Here is a 17,344-nt window from a genome sequence, read left to right on the forward strand (position 1 = left end):
TTCAGTGCAGCAGATGCCCGCGATACCAGCGTTGTTGCGCAAGCGCGAGCATCGGTTTGTCTTCGCGGCTGTCGCCATAGGCGTGCACGCAGTCGTACCGATGCAAGTCGTATTGATTGCAAATCCGCGCGACCTTGTGCGGCCCGCAATCGCCGTCGGCATAGCGCCCGCTCAGCACATCTGCAGCGTGTTCCAGCCGATTGCAGATCAGCGACAACCCATGCTGGGTACACCACGGTTGCAGATACAGATCCAGCGATGCCGACACCAGCACCACTTCATGTCCCTGCGCCTGATGCCAGTCGATACGTTGCATCATCTCGTCGCGCAGCATGCCTGGCAGCGCGGTGCGCGCGTACTCGGCGCCATGCGCGTTCATCTCATCGAGCGAGCGGCCGCTGAAAACCAGTCGCGTCACCCGCGCGCGCAGTGCGGCGGCAGACACCACGCCCATCCGGAACCCCAACACCCAGGGCCCCGCCTGCCATCTGGCCGCCGCAACCTGCGCCGGCGTTGCCACCTTGCGCAGGAAACGGCCATAGCTGTCGCAGGTGGTGATGGTGTGGTCGAAGTCGAACAGGGCCAGGTGCATTGGGGCGTGGATGGTGGATTGGAGTTGGTTGAAGCTGTGCCGGATGTCCCTTCCCCCACCGGGACATTGTCCTCCTTCATGGGGGAGAAGGTGCCCCGCAGCGGCGGATGAGGGTACGAGCGAAGCCACGTGCAGCGACAACCACACCAGAGCTTCGCCCCGACCTCACCCCAACCCCTCTCCCGCAGGAGAGGGGTTTGAGAGCGCGCTGTTCGCGCATCCCTCATCAGTTCGTGTTTTCCAATATGTTTTGTCAGCCTCTCAAGCGCAAATCGCTGTGTGGATGTCGGGTGCGGCGATTCTCAAGCTCGCAATCAGCAGACCTTGCAGACTCCGCTTTTACGATTCCCGATTCCCAACTCCCAACTCCCAACTCCCCAATCCCATTACCTGACCGGCATGCCCGGCTGTGCGCCGCTGTCGGCATCCAGCAGCGCCAGCGCGCCGCCGTCGAAGCCGGCCGACAAGATCATGCCTTCGCTGATGCCAAAACGCATCTTGCGTGGGGCCAGGTTGGCAATGAACACCACGCTGCGGCCGACCAGTGCGTCCGGCTCGCCGTAGCTGGCGCGAATGCCGGAGAAAATCTGCCGCTTGCCCAGTTCGCCGGCGTCCAGTTCGAAACGCAGTAACTTGTCCGAGCCTTCCACGAATTCGCACACCAGCACCTTGCCGATGCGCAGGTCGAGCTTGGCGAAGTCATCCATGCTGATGAAGCCGGGATTGGTGGTTTGGGATTCGGGATTCGCAACGGCGGCAGGCTTTGCGTCGGCCCTGCTCGGTGCGGGCTTGGTGGTTGCAGCCGGTGCCGCAGGTGCGGCCATCGTGTCTTTGGAAGCGTCGGTCATGGCGTCGATCAGTTTGGGGTCGATACGGGTAAACAGGGCGGTGTAGGGCTGGATCGTGTGCGCTGTCAGCGGGCGGACCACGTCTTCCCAACTGGTCATCGGCGCCGACAGGAAGGCTTCGGCTTCGGCGCAGGTGCGCGGCAGGATCGGCTTGAGCGCGGCCACCAGGATGCGGAACAGGTTCAGGCCCTGCGTGCAGACCGACTGCAGCTGCGCATCGGCGCCGTCCTGCTTGGCGATCACCCACGGCTTGGTGTCGTCGATGTACTTGTTGGCCTCGTCGGCCAGCGCCATGGTCTGGCGGATCGCGCTGGCCGCGTCGTTGCGCTCGTAGGCCTCGCGGATCGGCGTCAGCGCGGCGACGAAGCGGTCGTACTGGGCGGCATCGGGTAGCGCATCAGCCAGCTTGCCGTCGAAGCGCTTGCCGATGAAGCCCGCGCAGCGGCTGGCCAGGTTGACGAACTTGCCGACCAGGTCCGCATTCACCCGCGCGATGAAATCCCCCAGGTTGAGGTCCAGGTCGTCCACGCCGCCGGAAGACTTGGCCGCGAAGTAGTAACGCAGCGCCTCCGGCTCCAGGCCGACATCCAGGAAGGTCCGCGCCATGACGAAGGTGCCGCGCGACTTGGACATCTTGGCGCCGTCCACCGTCAGGTAGCCGTTGACGTGCAGGCGGGTCGGCGCGCGGTGGCCGGTGCCGTGCAGCACCGCCGGCCAGAACAGGCCGTGGAAATTGACGATGTCTTTGCCGATGAAGTGATGCAGCTCGGTCTGGGTGCCGGCCACCAGATGCGAGGCGAAGTCCTCGCCCATCTGCGCGCACAGCGTCTTGAAGCTGCACAGGTAGCCGATCGGCGCATCCAGCCACACGTAGAAATACTTGCCAGGCTGTCCGGGGATCTGGAAGCCGAAGTAGGGCGCATCGCGCGAGATATCCCAGGCGCGCAGGCCGCCTTCGGCATCCAGCCATTCCTTGAGCTTGGCCTTGACCCCGGGCAATGCCACGTCGCCAGCCAGCCACTCACGCAGGAATCCGTCGAAATGGCCCACTTCGAAGAAGAAGTGTTCCGAATCGCGCAGTTCCGGGGTGGCACCTGAAATCACCGACTTCGGTTCCTTCAGCTCGGTGGGCGCATAGGTGGCGCCGCACACTTCGCAGTTGTCGCCGTACTGGTCGGGGCTGCCGCAGTTGGGGCAGATGCCCTTGATGTAGCGGTCCGGCAGGAACATGCCCTTGGCCGTATCGTAGAACTGCGCCACCGAGCGGCGGCTGATGTGGCCGGCGGCCTCCAGCTTGGCGTAGAAGGCTTCGGTGAGCTCGCGATTGACCGACGAATTGGTCGAATCGTAATGGTCGAAGGTCACGCCGAACGCGGCGAAATCGCGCTCGTGGCTGGCCTGGATGTTGGCGATGAAGGCTTCAGGGGTCACCCCGGCCTTCTCTGCAGCCAGCATGATCGGCGTGCCATGGGTGTCGTCGGCACAGACGAACCAGGTCTTGTCGCCGCGCAACCGGCGCGCGCGCACCCAGATATCGGCCTGGATGTAGCCGACCAGATGGCCAAGATGCAGCGGGCCGTTGGCGTAGGGCAGGGCAGTAGTGACGAGTGCGGTGCGGGTCATGGCGGGCGTAATGCGGGGGACGCGCGATTATCGCATTAGTCGTGAGCCGGGATTGGGGATTGGGGATTCGTCAAAGCAGGATCAAGCCGCCTGCCTGTCGAGCCGCGCGGCGTTAGCCATCTCTGCAGCAGCGGCAGCCGTTAATCCTGCTTGCAGGCAAGCCCCAAAATGCGCCTGTGCACAAAAAAGGGCGCCCCGAAGGACGCCCGCTCGTGCAAATCCCGAATCACCAATCTCGAATCCCGATTACTCACGCACCCACGTCTGGGTACGGCCCAGCGCTTCGATGCCGACGTAGCCGCGCATCTGCAGCTTCTTGCCGCCGTCGGTGAGGGTGATCTTGGACTTGTAGGTCTTGCCCTTGGCCGGGTCGAGTACCGAACCACCGCTCCACACTGCGGTGCCGTCGGGCTTGAGGCCCCACAGGATGGTCATGCCCTTGATCGGCTTGCCCTTGAGTGCGCCGTCGCACTTGTCGCAGACCGGGTTGGGCCCCTTGGACGACTGCAGGATCTCGACCACCTTGCCGCTCAGCGTGCCATTGGCGGCCTGCTCGATCTGCACCACCGACTTGGGCTTGCCGGTTTCATCGTCGATGGTCGTCCAGCGGCCCACCGGCGAATCGGCCGCATGGGCCATCAGCGAAGCGGCCGCCAGCGGCAGCGCGAGCAACAGGGTCTTGAAGGTCTTGCGCATGGTTCCCCTCCCAGGGTTTGCTAGGGCCGCCGTCGGCGGCCTGATCGCGAATGTATACCGTGGGGTATGGTGCGGGAAAGTCAGGGCGTTCAGTTTGAAACGGGGCAACGCGATGCCGCCACCGTCTGCTCGGCCATGAGGCGTGTTCGTCCCTGCTGGGTGACGATGCGGAACATCTCCACCTCGCACTCCTGCCCTTGCAACAGGAGGGTGGCGACATAATCCTGGCCGGCCTCAGGGACAAAGCTGCGGCTTACGGTACATAGCGGTGCGTTCACTACGCAGCGGTTGTCCATGCAGCCACCTGCCGACAGCGACAGGGTGAGCGGCTCGCCTGCCTTGACCTGCGTTTCAGTCACGTAGCGTCCTCCGCTGACGGCAACGGCAGGTATCCCTATCTTCTGCCCTGCGCCCGTGCCGAATGGACCGGGCCGCGAGCTTGGCGCAATTCCGGCGCCACGGATCGCTCCGCCGACGCATGTGCGGTTTGGATAAAGCACGGGTGCGGGTCGTTCGGTGACCAAGCGGATACGCGCACGCGGCCCATCGCGTGGCTCATCGAAGGTCGACAAGGAAATCGACGCGCTGCGCGTCATCCCACAACCGGCCAGAAGCGCGACCAGTGCCGTGATCAGGATGCGTCTAGTCGGCATGGCACTCGCCTGAAATCGGAACAACTTCCAAATCTGCCGGGGCAAGGCCGGTCTTTTCGTCGATGACGGTAAGCAGGCAGCGTTGATCATCATAGAGCTGGCTAGCGACATAGTGCTCGCCAGGCGCGGGCTTGAATGTCACCAGGTTGGTGCAATTGTTTGTGGTCAGGCTCCGACGACGCGAGTCGAGCGTTTGCACCATTCGTGCACGTAAAAACAGCTGTCTGTCGGGGACAACCGAATACGCCTCGCGAGACTGATTGTTGCTCAACTTCCCGAGCACGCCGTTGACGGGCGGCGTCAGTGCGCCCAGAAATCCGCCATGGCCACCCTTTGCGCAGCTGGCATCGTCGAAAACATCGAAGTATTGGACCGGCTCGATGGGTATCGGGTTGGGCCTGGTGGGCTTGGCCAGCGACAGGGTGGCGAACGGCTCGCCAGGTTTTGGCGCGACATAGCGCTTGGGGAAAAGAAAACCGCAGCCGGCAAGTACGATCGCCACGGCTACAACGATGCGCAAGATGAAATGAAACATGCGTCAGGTCCGGCATGGCGTACGTTGTCTGTGCCGCATCCATGCCTGCGACGCCACCGCGGCGACATGACGCCAGCCTCTTGATAACGGCCGCTCGTCCCTGCGCTTGAGTCACGCGGTCGATACCTTTGCGAGGCGAAGGTCGGCGTATGACTCAACGGGTACGCGTGCCTCGCTGCACTACGGTTCCGTCAGGCATACGCTAGCCGACCTCGTACAACTCCAGCGGCAGCTCGTCCGGATCTGCAAAAAAGGTAAAGCGGCGGCCGGTGTATTCGTCGATGCGGATGTCTTCGGTGGCCACGCCGGATGCATTGAGGTGCGCAACCGCGCTGTCCAGATCTGCGACGCGAAACGCAAGGTGGCGCAGCCCTTGGGCTTCAGGGCGGCTGGGGCGTGCCGGGGCAGCGGGGAACGAGAACAACTCGATCTGTCCGCCATCGGGCAGCGCCAGATCCAGCTTCCACGAATCGCGCGCCTGTCGGTAATGCTCGTCGAGCACGCGCAGGCCCAGGATCTGGCAATAGAACCGTTTGGAACGCGCGTAGTCGCCGGCGATGATCGCCACATGGTGGATGCCGGCGAGCATCATGCCGCGCTCCGGCGCATTGACGTTGACCGGCCGGGCAGTGCCGGCGCGCTCGACGGCGCCTCGCATGCAGATGGCAGGCGCCCGTCCGCGATGCAGGACGCAGCACCGCTATCGCACGCAGCGTGCTGTGGCCTTGGCGGATTTGTGGGCAAGCGCCCGGCAAGCAGGCAGTGCACGGATGTTTGTGCAGATCGAAGGTAAGGGTGCGGCATGTCAGAGGACCAGCAGAAACCAATCGGCAGCATAATCGCCCGAGCGTTAGCCGCAGGTCCTGTTTCACCGCGCGCCTACGCATGGCTGTGCTGGTCTGCGTGCGTTTGGCAGGATGGCCGATCGACATCGGGCGGGGTTATGCAATGCGCGTGACGCAGCGCTCCGTGCGTGCACATCGAAGACCACCGCACGGCTGACGCGCGCATGGCGCCAGCACGGACGTGCAGCGCCAACATCCTCCGCGTGGCAGGCCGATCTCAGGGGTTTGCCGATGGGTTGCACTGTCGCCGCCGCCGATGCTGGACACCGATGTCGTACCGGTGTGCGTTTGCATGACGCCGCCGCGGCATCGTCCTTCCATGCCAACCGAGCCTGCCCATGTCCATTCTTGCGTTCCAGCCGCAGCATCTCAAATCCATCCCCCAGGGCGTGCATGTGATCCGGCACCCGGCCGGCACGCTGCCCGATCGCGACGCCATCTTCGCGGCCTTGCCGCGCACCGAGCAGGGCACGCCGCAGTTGCATTACGACACGCTGTGGATCGGCGGCGGCCACGGCGATGTCGACAACCAAGGAGCACCGACCAAGTTAAACGACTGCACAGGTGTCGAAAAGGTCACGAGCTTCATCGAGGATCTGGTCACCATCGGCATCCGCACGCCGGCGCTGGTCGTCGATAGCTGCTTTTCGCTGGCCTGGCTGCCGCAATTTGCTCCCCTGCTCACCGAGGACGGCATGTTTGCCGGCTGGTCGTGCATCTGCAGCGTCAATCGCCTCGAACTGCTGACATCGCACCGGTTGCCGGCGCTGGTGGAGCAGATCGAGATCAATATGGGCACGGCGACGTCCAGCCAGGTGGTCTACATCGCACGTGATCGGTTGCTGATCCGCTATGCGCAGTTGACCGAGAGCGTGGAGGTTAAGGCCGCCGATCTCACCGATGCCCAGGTAACCCTCGCCCGCGTCGGCAAGGCGACCTGGCAGGGCAGGCCGCTGATCGCCACCGACCAGCGCATCGAGGACCGCACGCGGTTCATCGAACGCCTGCACCAACTCTGACCGGCCCGGCACCGTCGCCCATCCGGTCATCCACCCAACACCAGAGGACTTTCTCCATGACCACCTACACCAACAACGGCACCGGCACGTTCGGCAGTGCCAGCAACGCGATCCGCAAGCATGTGCTCGACGACTACCTGGCGGCGAAGATCGCCAACCATCTCGGCATCCGCCGCAGCGATGTCAACGACGGTACCGTGATCCAAGTCCCCGCCAACTACGCCAACAGCGAAGGCGTGATTTCGGGCATGGAACTGGTCAAAGGCCTGCGTGTGGACCTGCAGCGCGCGCAGGCCCACGACGGTAATACCTACGCAACCTGGCAGGTGCAGTGGGGCACCGGCAGCAACGGCAAAACCGGCGGTGCCTATGCCGGCGTGTTGATGCGAGTGGCGACCGACTTCACATTCGCCGAGTTTCGCAAAGCGATGAGCGAGAGCTTCGGCTACATACCGGGCGCCTATTGCCGGCTCGATCCCTGACCGGCACGGCGAACGAACCGATCGGCAGCATCACCGCCCGCCAGTCAGAGGCGGGCCCTCGCCCACGGCTGGCTTGCGCACGGCTGTGCCCGTCTGGCTGCGCGTGGCAGGATAAAGCTTCCCCCCGATCAGATGCACCCATGCCCGAATCGTCGTCTGCCACCGCGCCGCAGTTCCAGCGCAGCATGCAGGTGCGCCATCTGGTGATGCTGTCGCTGGGCGGCGTGATCGGCACCGGCCTGTTTTTCAACACCGGGTACATCATTGCCAGCACCGGCGCGCTTGGCACGGTACTGGCGTATCTGATCGGCGCACTGGTGGTGTACCTGGTGATGCAATGCCTGGGCGAGCTGGCGGTGGCGATGCCGCAAACCGGTGCGTTTCACGTGTATGCCGCGCGTTACCTCGGCCGGGCGACCGGCTACGTGGTGGCGTGGTTGTACTGGTTGACCTGGACGGTGGCATTGGGCTCGAGCCTGACTGCCGCAGCGTTCTGCATGCAGTACTGGTTTCCGCACAGTCCGGCGTGGCCCTGGTGCCTGCTGTTCTGCGCGCTGATCTTCGGCCTGAATACAGTCTCGGCGCGCTGGTTTGCCGAAGGCGAGTTCTGGTTTTCGTTGATCAAGGTGGTCACCATCCTGGTATTCATCGTGCTTGGCGGCGCGGCGGTGATCGGTCTGTTGCCGTTGGCCGATGGTTCGCCCGCACCGGGGCTGCGCCATCTGCGCGCCGAGGGCTGGTTTGCGCATGGCACGCTGCCGATCTTGATGACGATGGTGGCGGTGAATTTCGCATTTTCCGGCACCGAGTTGATCGGTGTGGCGGCCGGCGAAGCCGCCCAGCCTGCACGCGCGATTCCGCTGGCAATCCGCACCACGCTGGTGCGGCTGGTGGTGCTGTTCGTCGGCACGGTGCTGGTGCTTGCGGCGCTGCTTCCCGCCAAACAAGCGGCGGTGGAAACCAGCCCGTTCGTGCGCGCCTTCGAGCTGTTGGGCATTCCATATGCAGCCGACATCTTGAATGCGGTGATCCTCACCGCGATCCTGTCGGCGGCCAATTCCGGTCTGTATGCGGCCGCGCGCATGCTGTGGTCGTTGGCCAACGAAGGCACGTTGCCGAGCGGCCTGGCGCGCCTGACCGGCCGCGGCATTCCACTGCGTGCCGTGTCGCTGAGCATGCTGGGCGGCTTGCTGGCGCTGCTCACCGGCGTGTATGCGCCAGAGACGGTGTTCGTTGCGATCTCGGCGGTCTCGGGATTCGCGGTCGTGGTGGTGTGGCTGAGCATCTGCGCGGCGCATTACCGTTTCCGTCGCCAACTGCTGCGCGATGGCGCTGCGCTGGAAACGTTGGCGTATCGCGCGCCGTGGTACCCATGGACCCCAATTCTGGGCTTTTCGCTGTGTCTGCTCGCCTGCATCGGCCTGGCATTTGATCCGCAGCAGCGCATTGCGCTGTGGTGCGGTGTTCCGTTCGTCGCGCTGTGCTATGGCGCCTACGCACTGACTCAATGGCTTGCGGCCCGGAGACTGCACGCATGACGATTCTTCCACGCCAGCCGCGCGCCAACGCACCTTTCAGCCAGGCCTTGCAGCACGATGGCTATGTGGTGCTGGATGGCGCGCTGGCCACCGAGCTGGAACAGCGCGGCTGCGATCTCAACGATGCGCTGTGGTCGGCGCGCGTGCTGATGGAGCAGCCGGAGCTGATCTATCAGGTGCATCGCGACTACTTCGCTGCCGGTGCGCAATGCGCGATCACCGCCAGTTATCAGGCCACGCCGCTGGGATTTGCCGCACGCGGACTGGATGCTGCGCAAGCGCAGGCGTTGATCGCTCGCAGCGTGGCGCTGGCGGCGCAGGCGCGTGCCGATCATCTGACCCTGCACCCGTATGCGGCGCCGCTGTGGGTGGCCGGCTCGGTGGGGCCGTATGGCGCGTATCTGGCCGATGGCTCGGAATATCGTGGCGACTACGTGCTGCCGATCGAGCAGTTGATGGATTTCCATCGCCCGCGCATCGCCGCGCTGGCCGAGGCGGGCGTGGATCTGCTGGCTTGCGAGACGCTGCCATCGGCCAGCGAAATCGTGGCCCTGCGGCAGTTGCTGCAGCACGAATTTCCGCAGCTGCATGCCTGGTTTTCCTTCACCTTGCGCGATGCGGCGCATCTGAGCGACGGCACGCCGCTGGCGCAGGTGGTGCCGGCGCTGGATGCCTGCGCGCAGGTGATTGCGGTGGGCATCAACTGCATTGCACTGGATCAGGCGAGCGCTGCATTGCACAGCCTTGCGGCGTTGACTGCGCTGCCGCTGGTGGTATATCCGAACTCGGGCGAGCACTACGACGCCAGCGACAAGCGCTGGCACGCCGGTCACGGGGCTGCGCTCACGTTGGCCGACCAGCATGCGCACTGGTTGGCGGCTGGCGCGCGCTTGATCGGTGGCTGCTGCCGCACCGCACCGCGCGATATCGCCGCGCTGGCGGCGGCGCGTGCGCTGGGCTGACCCGACCTGCGAACGCGCGCGCATCGAAGGCCTACCCGCAGTAACGGGTCAGCAGCGTCCAACTACCGTAGCCGTACGCTTTATCCCTTCTGCGTGGCGATCCAGCGCTGGATCTTGTCCTGCAAGATATCCAGCGGCACCGAGCCGTCCTTGAGTACTTCGGTGTGGAAGGCGCGGACATCGAAGCGTGGGCCCAGCTCGCGCTGCGCCTGCTCGCGCAATTGCGCAATCTTCATCTCGCCCACCTTGTAGGCCAGCGCCTGGCCGGGGATGGCCATGTAGCGGTCGACCTCGGCTTCGGCATCGGCACGGCTCATGGCGGAGTTGTCCACCATGTAGTCGATGGCCTGGCTACGCGTCCAGCCCTTGCTGTGCAGGCCGGTGTCGGTGACCAGGCGAATCGAGCGCCACAAGGCGTTCTGCAGATAGCCGTAGTAGTTGTAGGGGTCGTCATACAGCCCTAGCTCGCGGCCAAGCGATTCGGCATACAGGCCCCAGCCTTCGATGTAGGCCGTCTCACCGCCCAGGCGGCGGAACTTGGGCAGGTCGGTCAACTGCTGCTGCAACCCCAGCTGGTAGTGGTGGCCGGGCACCGCTTCGTGCAGGTACAGGCTCTCGGCCTCCCAGGTCTTGCGTGAAGGCAGGTCCGAGGTGTTGACGTAGAAGATGCCCGGCGTGCTGCCGTCGCCGCTTGGGCGCATGTACGAGCCGCTGGCGGCCGATTGCGCACGCTGCGGTTCCACCGCACGAACTTCCAGCGCCGGCATGCCCTGGGTGTTGAACAGCCGCGGCACCGCCAGCTGCACGCGGCCCTGCAGGCTGCGGTACGTGCCCAGCAACTCGGTGTCGCTGCGGAAGCCGAAGCGCCGGTCGGTCTGCATGAACTTGTAGAACTTGGGCAGGTTGCCGCGGAATTTGACCTGTTTGGCCACTGCCTGGATTTCTCCCTGCAGGCGAGCGACCTCATCCAGGCCGATCTGATGCACCTGTTCCGGGGTCAAATCCGTGGTGGTGCTCTGGCGTACGTCATAGGCGTACCACGCCGCGCCATTGGGCAATGCCGCCAGTCCATCGCTATCGCGGCAGGCGGGCAGGTATTCGGTGGCGATGAAGCCGCGCAACGCGCGGTAGGCCGGCATGATGCGCACTTCGATCATGCGCTTGTACTCGGCAGTGATGCGCTGCTTGTCGGCCTCGGGCATGTCGGCGGGCAGGTTGCGCACCGGCCCCCAGAACAGGCTGTCTTCGGCATTGCGCGCGATGATCGCGTCCAGCTGCGGCAGCACCTTCTGCATCAGCACCTTGGGCTGCACCACGCCGGCCTGCATGCCGGCACGCATGTTGGCGATGGCCTGCTCGAACAGGTCGGGAATGCCGAGCGCACGCCGCGACCAGTTGTCGTAATCCTTGACCGTCTTGAACGGCTGCGCGCCGGTGCCCGAACCCAGCACCACCGCAATGCTGGCGATGTTGTAGAACTGGTTGATCGGCAGCATCCAGCTGGGGAACTGCTCGGCGGCCAGTGCGCTGCGCGCATCGCGCACGAAGATCTGGTAACTGAGCAGGTCCTGCCCACTCAGCCCATCGGGCCCCAGCGCCTCGGCCTTGCCCAGCCACAGTACGGTGAAATCGTGCGATTGCTGGCGGAATGCCGGCGACAGGAAGTTCGGCAACTGGTCGTTGTAGCGGCTCTCGCCCTGGAAGGTGGCCTGCAGCGGGTTGAGCTTGAGCGAGGCGTCCCAGTATTGGTCGTACAGCAGGTTGAGCTGCTGCGCCTTGGTCAGCACCACCGGCGCGGCCACCGTGCGTGGCCTGACCTTGGCGGCCTTCCTGCCCTTGCCCTTGGTGCTTTTGGCTGCCGGCTTGGCGGTCTTCTTGCCTTTGCTCGCCTTCGCGCGCGTTTGCGTGGTCTGTGCCTTGGCGGTCTTCTTCTTGGCCGCATCGGCCGGCGCCGCCAGCGACAGGCTCACGAGGGCGGCCATGGCCAGGGACAGCAGGCGGGAAAAGCTGAGGGGCATTACCGGCTCCGGAAACAAGCGAGGGGGGGAGCTTGCCCGATCCGCACGGTTACGGCCACCCATTGGGGGCATACCGCCTATCGGCAATTCATGCGGCGCATGGGCGCGGTGCTGCGCCTGGGGTGATGTGGTGCGCTGCGACATGACCGGCAAGGCTGCGTCCAAGTCACACCGCGGTGGGCTGGCTCGCAGCGCCGCGATCAGGACCACTGGCGACCAGACGTTGCCGCCGCAACCCATTGCGTTGCGATGACCCTGGCTGGGAGACAGCCCGGCTCAGTCGGCAGCGGCTTCTTCGCGCAGCTGCTCGGCACGCTCGGCGCCCAGGTACGCGGTGATGCCGCGGCGTGCCAGATACAGCAGCGGGATCAGTAAGACCGCAAAGCCCATCTTGTAGATGTAGTTGAGCGTGCTCACCGCCAGGAACTGGTCGATCGACCAATGCTGCGGGCCGAGCACGAAGGCGATATAGATCACCACGAAGCTGTCCACCACCTGCGAGACCGCAGTGGAGCCGGTGGCGCGCAGCCACACGTGTTTTTCGCCAGTGACGCGACGGATGCGGTGAAACACCGAGACATCGATCAACTGGCTGAACAGGAATGCCACCAGCGAGCCGCCGATGGTCCACAGCCCTTGTCCGAACACTGCCGCAAATGCGGCCTGGTAATCGGGCACCCCCTGGCTCTGCGCCGCAGTGACCCACCAGCCCGCCGGCGCCAGCGCAATGGCCGCGAAGGCGAACACGAAGCCATAGCCGATCAGCACCACCGCCACCCACGAGATGAAACGCACCCCGCGGCTGCCGAAGAACTCGTTGATGGTGTCGGTCATGATGAACACGATCGGCCACAGCAAGGTGCCGGCGGTGAAGCTGAGCGAGCCGCGCTGGCCGAACAGATTCCAGTTCAGTGGCGCAATGCCGAGCGTGTCTTCCAACGCGAAGATCTTGACGCCAATGAACTCGGCCAGCGCCGCGTTGACGCAGAAGAAGGCCGCCAGTGCGATGAACAGGCGGACCGCACGATCGTCGAGGGTGCGCACATGGGACATGGTGTCAGCGATCCGCAGTCCGGGTGAAGGGAACCGATTCGGGCGCCACGGCGCCACCGGAAATGATGAAGCTCATTGCCTGATCCACGCTCCAGTCGGTGGGCGTGAGCAGTTCCACCGGCACGATTTCCAGGTAGCCGGAGGTGGGGTTGGGCGTGGTGGGCACGTAGACCGCGGCCAGCTCGCGGCCGGTGCCCTGTTCCTTGATCACGCGGGTGACCAGGCCCACCGATTTCATGTCGCGATGTGGGAAATCGATCAGCACCACGCGCTGGGTGCTGCCGGGCTGGGTCTGCAAAATGTCCAGCAGCTTGCGCGCGCTGTCGTAGACCACGCTGGCCAGCGGAATGCGCCGCATGATGGCCTCGAACCAGCGCAGCAAGCGCTGGCCGATCACGCGCCGGCTCAGGATCCCGACGAACAGGATGACTGCCACCGTGGCGATCAACGCGATGGTGTTCTGCACCCACAGCGCCTTGAACCAGCCCAGGTAATCGGGGAACGAGGCAGCGATGCGTTCGGACAGCGGCACCACCCACGGGCTGCTGATGCCCGAAAGCAGCGAGAAAACGAACTTCACCACCACCCAGGTCAACCAGACCGGCAGCAAGGTGAGCAACCCGGTCAGAAAGACCCGTTGCAGGGAAGGGCGGACGTGGGGAGTGGGGGATTCGGACATCGCCATAGTGTAGGCATTCGGCCACGCTCGGTGGAGCTGGGGGCGGGGTTTGGCAGCAGGCATTCGCGATTGGCAAGAGTGTTTCGCGTGCCGCGATCCGCTGCAATCCCATGATTCCTGTACTTACCTCGACATCGACCTGGCGGTACCCGCAGCCCAGCGGCAGCGGGCAACCCGTTCGGCTCGTACAGCCCTCCTGCCGTCGGGAACCATGGCGCGCAGCGGCGGATGAAGGGTGGGGCGATGTCTGCCAGCACCCGGATTCTTTCAACCACTTACTGAGACCACCGCCCATCGCCAGCGCGCGGTGTCATTGCCCAACGTTGCGCGGGCCGCCAGACACACGGTTGCCGATGGTCTGTAGCCCCAAGGCACGCGATGCGTCTATGCCCATCGCAGGCCTGCGCAGATGGCACTAAGATGCGCAGCTCCCAGGGATGGATCTTTCGCACGTGCTCGCCAAATTTCTCAAAGCCGCCTTGCTCGGTGTCTGCATCCTGATCGCAGCGGTGCTGGCGCTGTATACGGTCTCCAGGCATTGGCCGATTCCCGAATCGCAGCGTGAGGCGTTGGCGCAGCTGCGCCAGCCGCTTCCACCGTTGCGCGGGAGCAACATGTTCGGGGCGCTGTGGTCGTTGTCGTACGCGATTCCCGAGGCGCAGCGCGAGACAGTGCTGGCGCAAGACCTCGCGCGATTCAATCGGTTGCCGGAGCATGCGGCATTCCAAAGCGCCGCTGCAGGCTATCGGCGCTTGCCAGGTTGGCCATCCGGCGCGCCTGCGCTATGCATGGCCAGCGCTGGCGGATGCTTGCAGCGCGTGCGCGAACAACCGCAGGCCTATGCCGCTGCGCTGGCCGCACAGGCACCGATGCTGGCGCGGATGCGGGCGTTGGCGCAACACGCCGACTACCGCAGCCCGTTCCGTCCACGCGCCGATACGCCGTTGCCCGAACTGCCGCGCATGTCCTTGTCGATGACGGCCAGCGCCTTGGACTTTGTCCAGGGGCGCACCACCCAGGCCTTGTCCGGTGTCTGCACCGATGCGCAGGTGGCCCGTGTCCTGATGCGCAGTAGCGACAATCTGGCGATCACGATGATCGGCGCGGCGATGTTGCGCGGCAATGCGCACCTGTTTGCCGACATGCTGGCCGAATTGCCGGCGCAGCATCCGCTGCCCGCGCAATGCGCCGCTGCCTTTGCGCCGCTGCCGGTGGATGAGATCGCGCTGTGTCACGCGTTGCACGGTGAATCGCGGATGGTATTTGCGATGCTGCAGGAGGATGCGTTGACGCAAGGCAGCCAATCGTCCTGGCAAGACCGCTTCCCGTTGCGGTTGCTGGACGACGACCGCACCCAGGCCTTGCTGGCGCCCACCTTTACCTGGGCCTGCAGCGCGCCGGTGCGGACCTTGCTGGCGCAGGATCGGCCGGTTCCGCAAACGCTGATCCCGCTGCCCCAGACCGCATCGGTGGCCTGCATCGCCAATGCAACCGGGTGTTTGCTGGCAAGCGTGTCGCATCCGGACTACGTCAACTATCAGCACAAGATGCAGGACACCGCCGCTGCATTGCGCGCGCTGTCGGCGCTGCAGTGGTTGCGCGACCATCCTGCGCCGACAACGCCGCTGGCGCAGCAGATCGCCGCGCTACCGCCTGCGTTGCGTGGACAGGTGCGCCCGCTAGGCACCGGAAACGACGGCAAGAGCCTGACGCTTCGGCAGTACGCACGACCGGAGGGCGTGGCGGGCAATGATCGCTGGCCGTTGCCAGGCAGTGCGATCGCGGCCACACAGGCAGCCTCAGCGGCTCACTAAAACAAGACGCCTTCCGCATCGCCAGGCGCAGGTCGCAGCGCTGGTGCAGGCGGTCTGCGCTTGCATGCGCAATGCTTGCATCCGCAGCGGCTGCCTGGCGACCTCCGACGGATAGCAGTCAATCGGATCGAGCAGTCGCCAGGTGCGCTCGGAGGCGCGCATGTATCAGCGTGCGTGGCAATGCCGATGCGAAGCATCCGCCACGCCTGCCTGGTATCTGCGCAGTGGTGCGTTGGTTGCCTGAAGCGGCCGGAGGTCAGGACGACCTTACGCCTTGAATGCAGCGCGCGCGTCTGTGTCTGCCTTGTTCGCTGTCATCGGCATGCCCGCACGTAAAAAAACAACATGCCGCGTCCTTGCGGGACGCGGCATGTGATGACGCCACTGCCTATTGGGGATGCATGACGCACCCAACGGCTGTGGTCAGAAGCGGAAGTTCAACCAGCCCATCACAAAGGTCGAATCGCCGTAGCCGGCCTTCTCCAACGCCGGCCCGGCCATCAGATGTTCGGCGCGGAAGGTCACCGACCAGTTCGGGTCGATGTTCCAGGTGGCGTTGATGCGCGGCATGGTGCCGATGCGGCGCTCGCCGGTGTTCTGGGTGCGTGCGTAGGCGCGTGCCTGGTTGTTGTAGATCGCATCGCTGGTGGTCTGGCGCCACAGCGTTTCCCACTCCAGGTTCACGGTGAGCTTGGAGGTCGGCGAGAACGTCAACGTCGGTGCAGCCGTGACCAGGTTTACCGGGCCGAAGAACGTGGCCCAGCTGAAGTAGATCGTGTTGCCGTACAGGAAGTTGTTGTTGCGCAACGTGCCGGTGCCGGAGGTGCCGCCGCCACCAGAGGCGATTTCGCTATGGAAGCCCAGGCGCGGCTTCCAGCCCGATTCGCTCAACGACCAGGCATTGGAGGTACTGGCCATGTAGGCGCGCAGGTCGCGTCCACCGAAGCTGCCGCGCTGCACGGTCACGAACGAATCGGTGCGCAGCTTGCCCACATTGCCCCACAGGCGCAGGCCGTAGTAATTGCGGTTTTCTTCCGCGGTCTGGCGTCCCCACACCTGGTTGTCGTTGCGGAACTGATAGAAGAACGGCTCCAGGTACATCGGCTTGGCAGTCGCCAGGCGGTAGCCACCGACCACGCCGCGGAAGTGCCGCGAGCGGTCGATGCGATCATCGCCGAGGCCTTCGGTGCCATCGATGTTGAAATTGAAATCGAACAGGTCAACACGTGTCCTGTCGCCAATTGCCCAGGCGCGCGCGCCGTTGAAGGTCACGAAGATATCGGTGTTGTCGCGCAGCGCCATCAGCGTGGTCGGGCCATCGACGAACACCTGGCGGCCGACGCGCAAGCCGGTGTCGGCGCTGCCGATCCGGCCTTTCACGTCGAAGAACACCTGCTGCAGGATCGCGTTGTTTTCCTGGGTGCCGGTCTTGGTGCCTTCGTTGCGCCCGTCCAGGCTGCCATGCGCCAATTCCGTGTACAGACGGAAGTGCTCGCCTACATGGAAGTCGGCGCCGAAGAAGGCGCGCAGCAGATATTGCTGCTGCGAATGGCTGCCGGGAATCAGGCCCGGATTGGTGATGGTATTGCTGCGCACGCGCAACTCGTTGCTGAGCGACACGTACACATCGCCGTCGTCGTTGAGCGGAATGTACTTGAGCGGATCGAACGGACTCTTGCGCTTGGACGGGTCCTTCAGATACGACCAGTCTTCGGCCCAGCGCACCTGCCACATGTTGCCGCCTTGTTTGGCACCCCAACCCTGCGCTTCGAGCGGATAGCCCTTGGCGGTTGCCGGTGCGGCGGTGACCGGCGCTTTGGCCGGCTCGGCGACCGCCTGCTCGGCATTGGTCGGCGCCGGCTGCACCTGCGCCAGGCCAAGGCCCGGCAGCGCCAACCCGATCGCAAGGCACAGGCGCCGTGTGGCACCAAAGGAAGTATCAGCCATGGCCGGCTGCGCCAAGCGTGTCATTTGCATCGTATTCCCC

Annotated in this window: 15 protein-coding genes; 5 read left to right on the top strand and 10 right to left on the bottom strand. The window is 64.6% G+C overall.

The features are described from left to right. Position 1: 1 nt before the first annotated feature. From ACCQ07_RS07175 to gloA2, 6 genes are all read right to left on the bottom strand, one after another. On the bottom strand, positions 2-592 hold the full coding sequence (locus tag ACCQ07_RS07175; protein WP_372363936.1) for an HAD family hydrolase: 591 nt from the start codon (positions 590-592) through the stop codon (positions 2-4). A 386-nt stretch (positions 593-978) separates the two neighbouring features. Then, positions 979-3,063, bottom strand: a complete 2,085-nt coding sequence (metG, locus tag ACCQ07_RS07180; protein ID WP_071117420.1) for a methionine--tRNA ligase — start codon at positions 3,061-3,063, stop codon at positions 979-981. 246 nt (positions 3,064-3,309) lie between these two features. Further along, positions 3,310-3,759, bottom strand: coding sequence for a DUF2147 domain-containing protein (locus ACCQ07_RS07185; RefSeq protein ID WP_003485424.1), 450 nt, complete (start codon positions 3,757-3,759; stop codon positions 3,310-3,312). A gap of 89 nt (positions 3,760-3,848) precedes the next feature. Next, positions 3,849-4,412, bottom strand: a complete 564-nt coding sequence (locus ACCQ07_RS07190) for a hypothetical protein (protein WP_029819011.1) — start codon at positions 4,410-4,412, stop codon at positions 3,849-3,851. Then, entirely contained in the window at positions 4,402-4,947 is a 546-nt protein-coding gene (locus tag ACCQ07_RS07195) for a hypothetical protein (RefSeq protein WP_071117421.1), read from the bottom strand. The genes ACCQ07_RS07190 and ACCQ07_RS07195 overlap by 11 nt, the downstream gene beginning before the upstream one ends. Positions 4,948-5,149: 202 nt before the next feature. Further along, positions 5,150-5,539 carry an SMU1112c/YaeR family gloxylase I-like metalloprotein gene (gene gloA2, locus ACCQ07_RS07200; RefSeq protein ID WP_008578253.1) on the bottom strand — a complete coding sequence of 130 codons (390 nt, stop codon included), beginning with the start codon at positions 5,537-5,539 and terminating at the stop codon, positions 5,150-5,152. 591 nt (positions 5,540-6,130) lie between these two features. Here gloA2 and ACCQ07_RS07205 point away from each other — a divergent pair. From ACCQ07_RS07205 to mmuM, 4 genes are all read left to right on the top strand, one after another. Then, complete coding sequence (locus ACCQ07_RS07205) at positions 6,131-6,811, top strand: hypothetical protein (RefSeq protein ID WP_071117422.1); 681 nt, start codon at positions 6,131-6,133, stop codon at positions 6,809-6,811. A gap of 56 nt (positions 6,812-6,867) precedes the next feature. After that, on the top strand, positions 6,868-7,293 hold the full coding sequence (locus ACCQ07_RS07210; protein ID WP_014089730.1) for a hypothetical protein: 426 nt from the start codon (positions 6,868-6,870) through the stop codon (positions 7,291-7,293). 140 nt (positions 7,294-7,433) lie between these two features. Further along, positions 7,434-8,831, top strand: a complete 1,398-nt coding sequence (gene mmuP, locus ACCQ07_RS07215) for an S-methylmethionine permease (RefSeq protein WP_014089731.1) — start codon at positions 7,434-7,436, stop codon at positions 8,829-8,831. Beyond that, complete coding sequence (gene mmuM / locus ACCQ07_RS07220; RefSeq protein ID WP_008578257.1) at positions 8,828-9,793, top strand: homocysteine S-methyltransferase; 966 nt, start codon at positions 8,828-8,830, stop codon at positions 9,791-9,793. The genes mmuP and mmuM overlap by 4 nt, the downstream gene beginning before the upstream one ends. An 80-nt stretch (positions 9,794-9,873) precedes the next feature. Here mmuM and ACCQ07_RS07225 read toward each other — a convergent pair whose 3' ends face one another. From ACCQ07_RS07225 to ACCQ07_RS07235, 3 genes are all read right to left on the bottom strand, one after another. Beyond that, positions 9,874-11,811 carry a DUF885 domain-containing protein gene (locus ACCQ07_RS07225; RefSeq protein ID WP_372363937.1) on the bottom strand — a complete coding sequence of 646 codons (1,938 nt, stop codon included), beginning with the start codon at positions 11,809-11,811 and terminating at the stop codon, positions 9,874-9,876. Between the two features lie 276 nt (positions 11,812-12,087). Continuing rightward, positions 12,088-12,864, bottom strand: a complete 777-nt coding sequence (locus ACCQ07_RS07230) for a queuosine precursor transporter (RefSeq protein WP_011346879.1) — start codon at positions 12,862-12,864, stop codon at positions 12,088-12,090. Between the two features lie 4 nt (positions 12,865-12,868). Continuing rightward, on the bottom strand, positions 12,869-13,543 hold the full coding sequence (locus ACCQ07_RS07235; protein WP_011050890.1) for a DUF502 domain-containing protein: 675 nt from the start codon (positions 13,541-13,543) through the stop codon (positions 12,869-12,871). 437 nt (positions 13,544-13,980) lie between these two features. Here ACCQ07_RS07235 and ACCQ07_RS07240 point away from each other — a divergent pair, with 437 nt between their 5' ends. Next, the gene (locus ACCQ07_RS07240) at positions 13,981-15,357 is read left to right on the top strand and encodes a hypothetical protein (RefSeq protein ID WP_372165639.1); all 1,377 of its coding nucleotides are present in this window, start codon (positions 13,981-13,983) and stop codon (positions 15,355-15,357) included. Between the two features lie 423 nt (positions 15,358-15,780). Here ACCQ07_RS07240 and ACCQ07_RS07245 read toward each other — a convergent pair whose 3' ends face one another. After that, entirely contained in the window at positions 15,781-17,334 is a 1,554-nt protein-coding gene (locus ACCQ07_RS07245) for an alginate export family protein (protein WP_008578263.1), read from the bottom strand. Positions 17,335-17,344 lie beyond the last annotated feature (10 nt).

It is taken from the genome of Xanthomonas sp. NCPPB 3583, assembly GCF_041475715.2.
In the GTDB taxonomy this organism is placed as follows: Bacteria; Pseudomonadota; Gammaproteobacteria; order Xanthomonadales; family Xanthomonadaceae; genus Xanthomonas; species Xanthomonas euvesicatoria.

Coding starts and splice junctions, on each gene's coding strand:
- ACCQ07_RS07190 (WP_029819011.1), bottom strand. CDS start 4,412: ATGCCGACTAGACGCATCCTGATCACGGCACTGGTCGCGCTTCTGGCC.
- mmuP (WP_014089731.1), top strand. CDS start 7,434: ATGCCCGAATCGTCGTCTGCCACCGCGCCGCAGTTCCAGCGCAGCATG.
- ACCQ07_RS07225 (WP_372363937.1), bottom strand. CDS start 11,811: ATGCCCCTCAGCTTTTCCCGCCTGCTGTCCCTGGCCATGGCCGCCCTC.
- ACCQ07_RS07195 (WP_071117421.1), bottom strand. CDS start 4,947: ATGTTTCATTTCATCTTGCGCATCGTTGTAGCCGTGGCGATCGTACTT.
- ACCQ07_RS07245 (WP_008578263.1), bottom strand. CDS start 17,334: ATGCAAATGACACGCTTGGCGCAGCCGGCCATGGCTGATACTTCCTTT.
- ACCQ07_RS07185 (WP_003485424.1), bottom strand. CDS start 3,759: ATGCGCAAGACCTTCAAGACCCTGTTGCTCGCGCTGCCGCTGGCGGCC.
- ACCQ07_RS07240 (WP_372165639.1), top strand. CDS start 13,981: ATGGATCTTTCGCACGTGCTCGCCAAATTTCTCAAAGCCGCCTTGCTC.
- metG (WP_071117420.1), bottom strand. CDS start 3,063: ATGACCCGCACCGCACTCGTCACTACTGCCCTGCCCTACGCCAACGGC.
- ACCQ07_RS07175 (WP_372363936.1), bottom strand. CDS start 592: ATGCACCTGGCCCTGTTCGACTTCGACCACACCATCACCACCTGCGAC.
- ACCQ07_RS07210 (WP_014089730.1), top strand. CDS start 6,868: ATGACCACCTACACCAACAACGGCACCGGCACGTTCGGCAGTGCCAGC.
- ACCQ07_RS07235 (WP_011050890.1), bottom strand. CDS start 13,543: ATGTCCGAATCCCCCACTCCCCACGTCCGCCCTTCCCTGCAACGGGTC.
- gloA2 (WP_008578253.1), bottom strand. CDS start 5,539: ATGATGCTCGCCGGCATCCACCATGTGGCGATCATCGCCGGCGACTAC.
- ACCQ07_RS07205 (WP_071117422.1), top strand. CDS start 6,131: ATGTCCATTCTTGCGTTCCAGCCGCAGCATCTCAAATCCATCCCCCAG.
- ACCQ07_RS07230 (WP_011346879.1), bottom strand. CDS start 12,864: ATGTCCCATGTGCGCACCCTCGACGATCGTGCGGTCCGCCTGTTCATC.
- mmuM (WP_008578257.1), top strand. CDS start 8,828: ATGACGATTCTTCCACGCCAGCCGCGCGCCAACGCACCTTTCAGCCAG.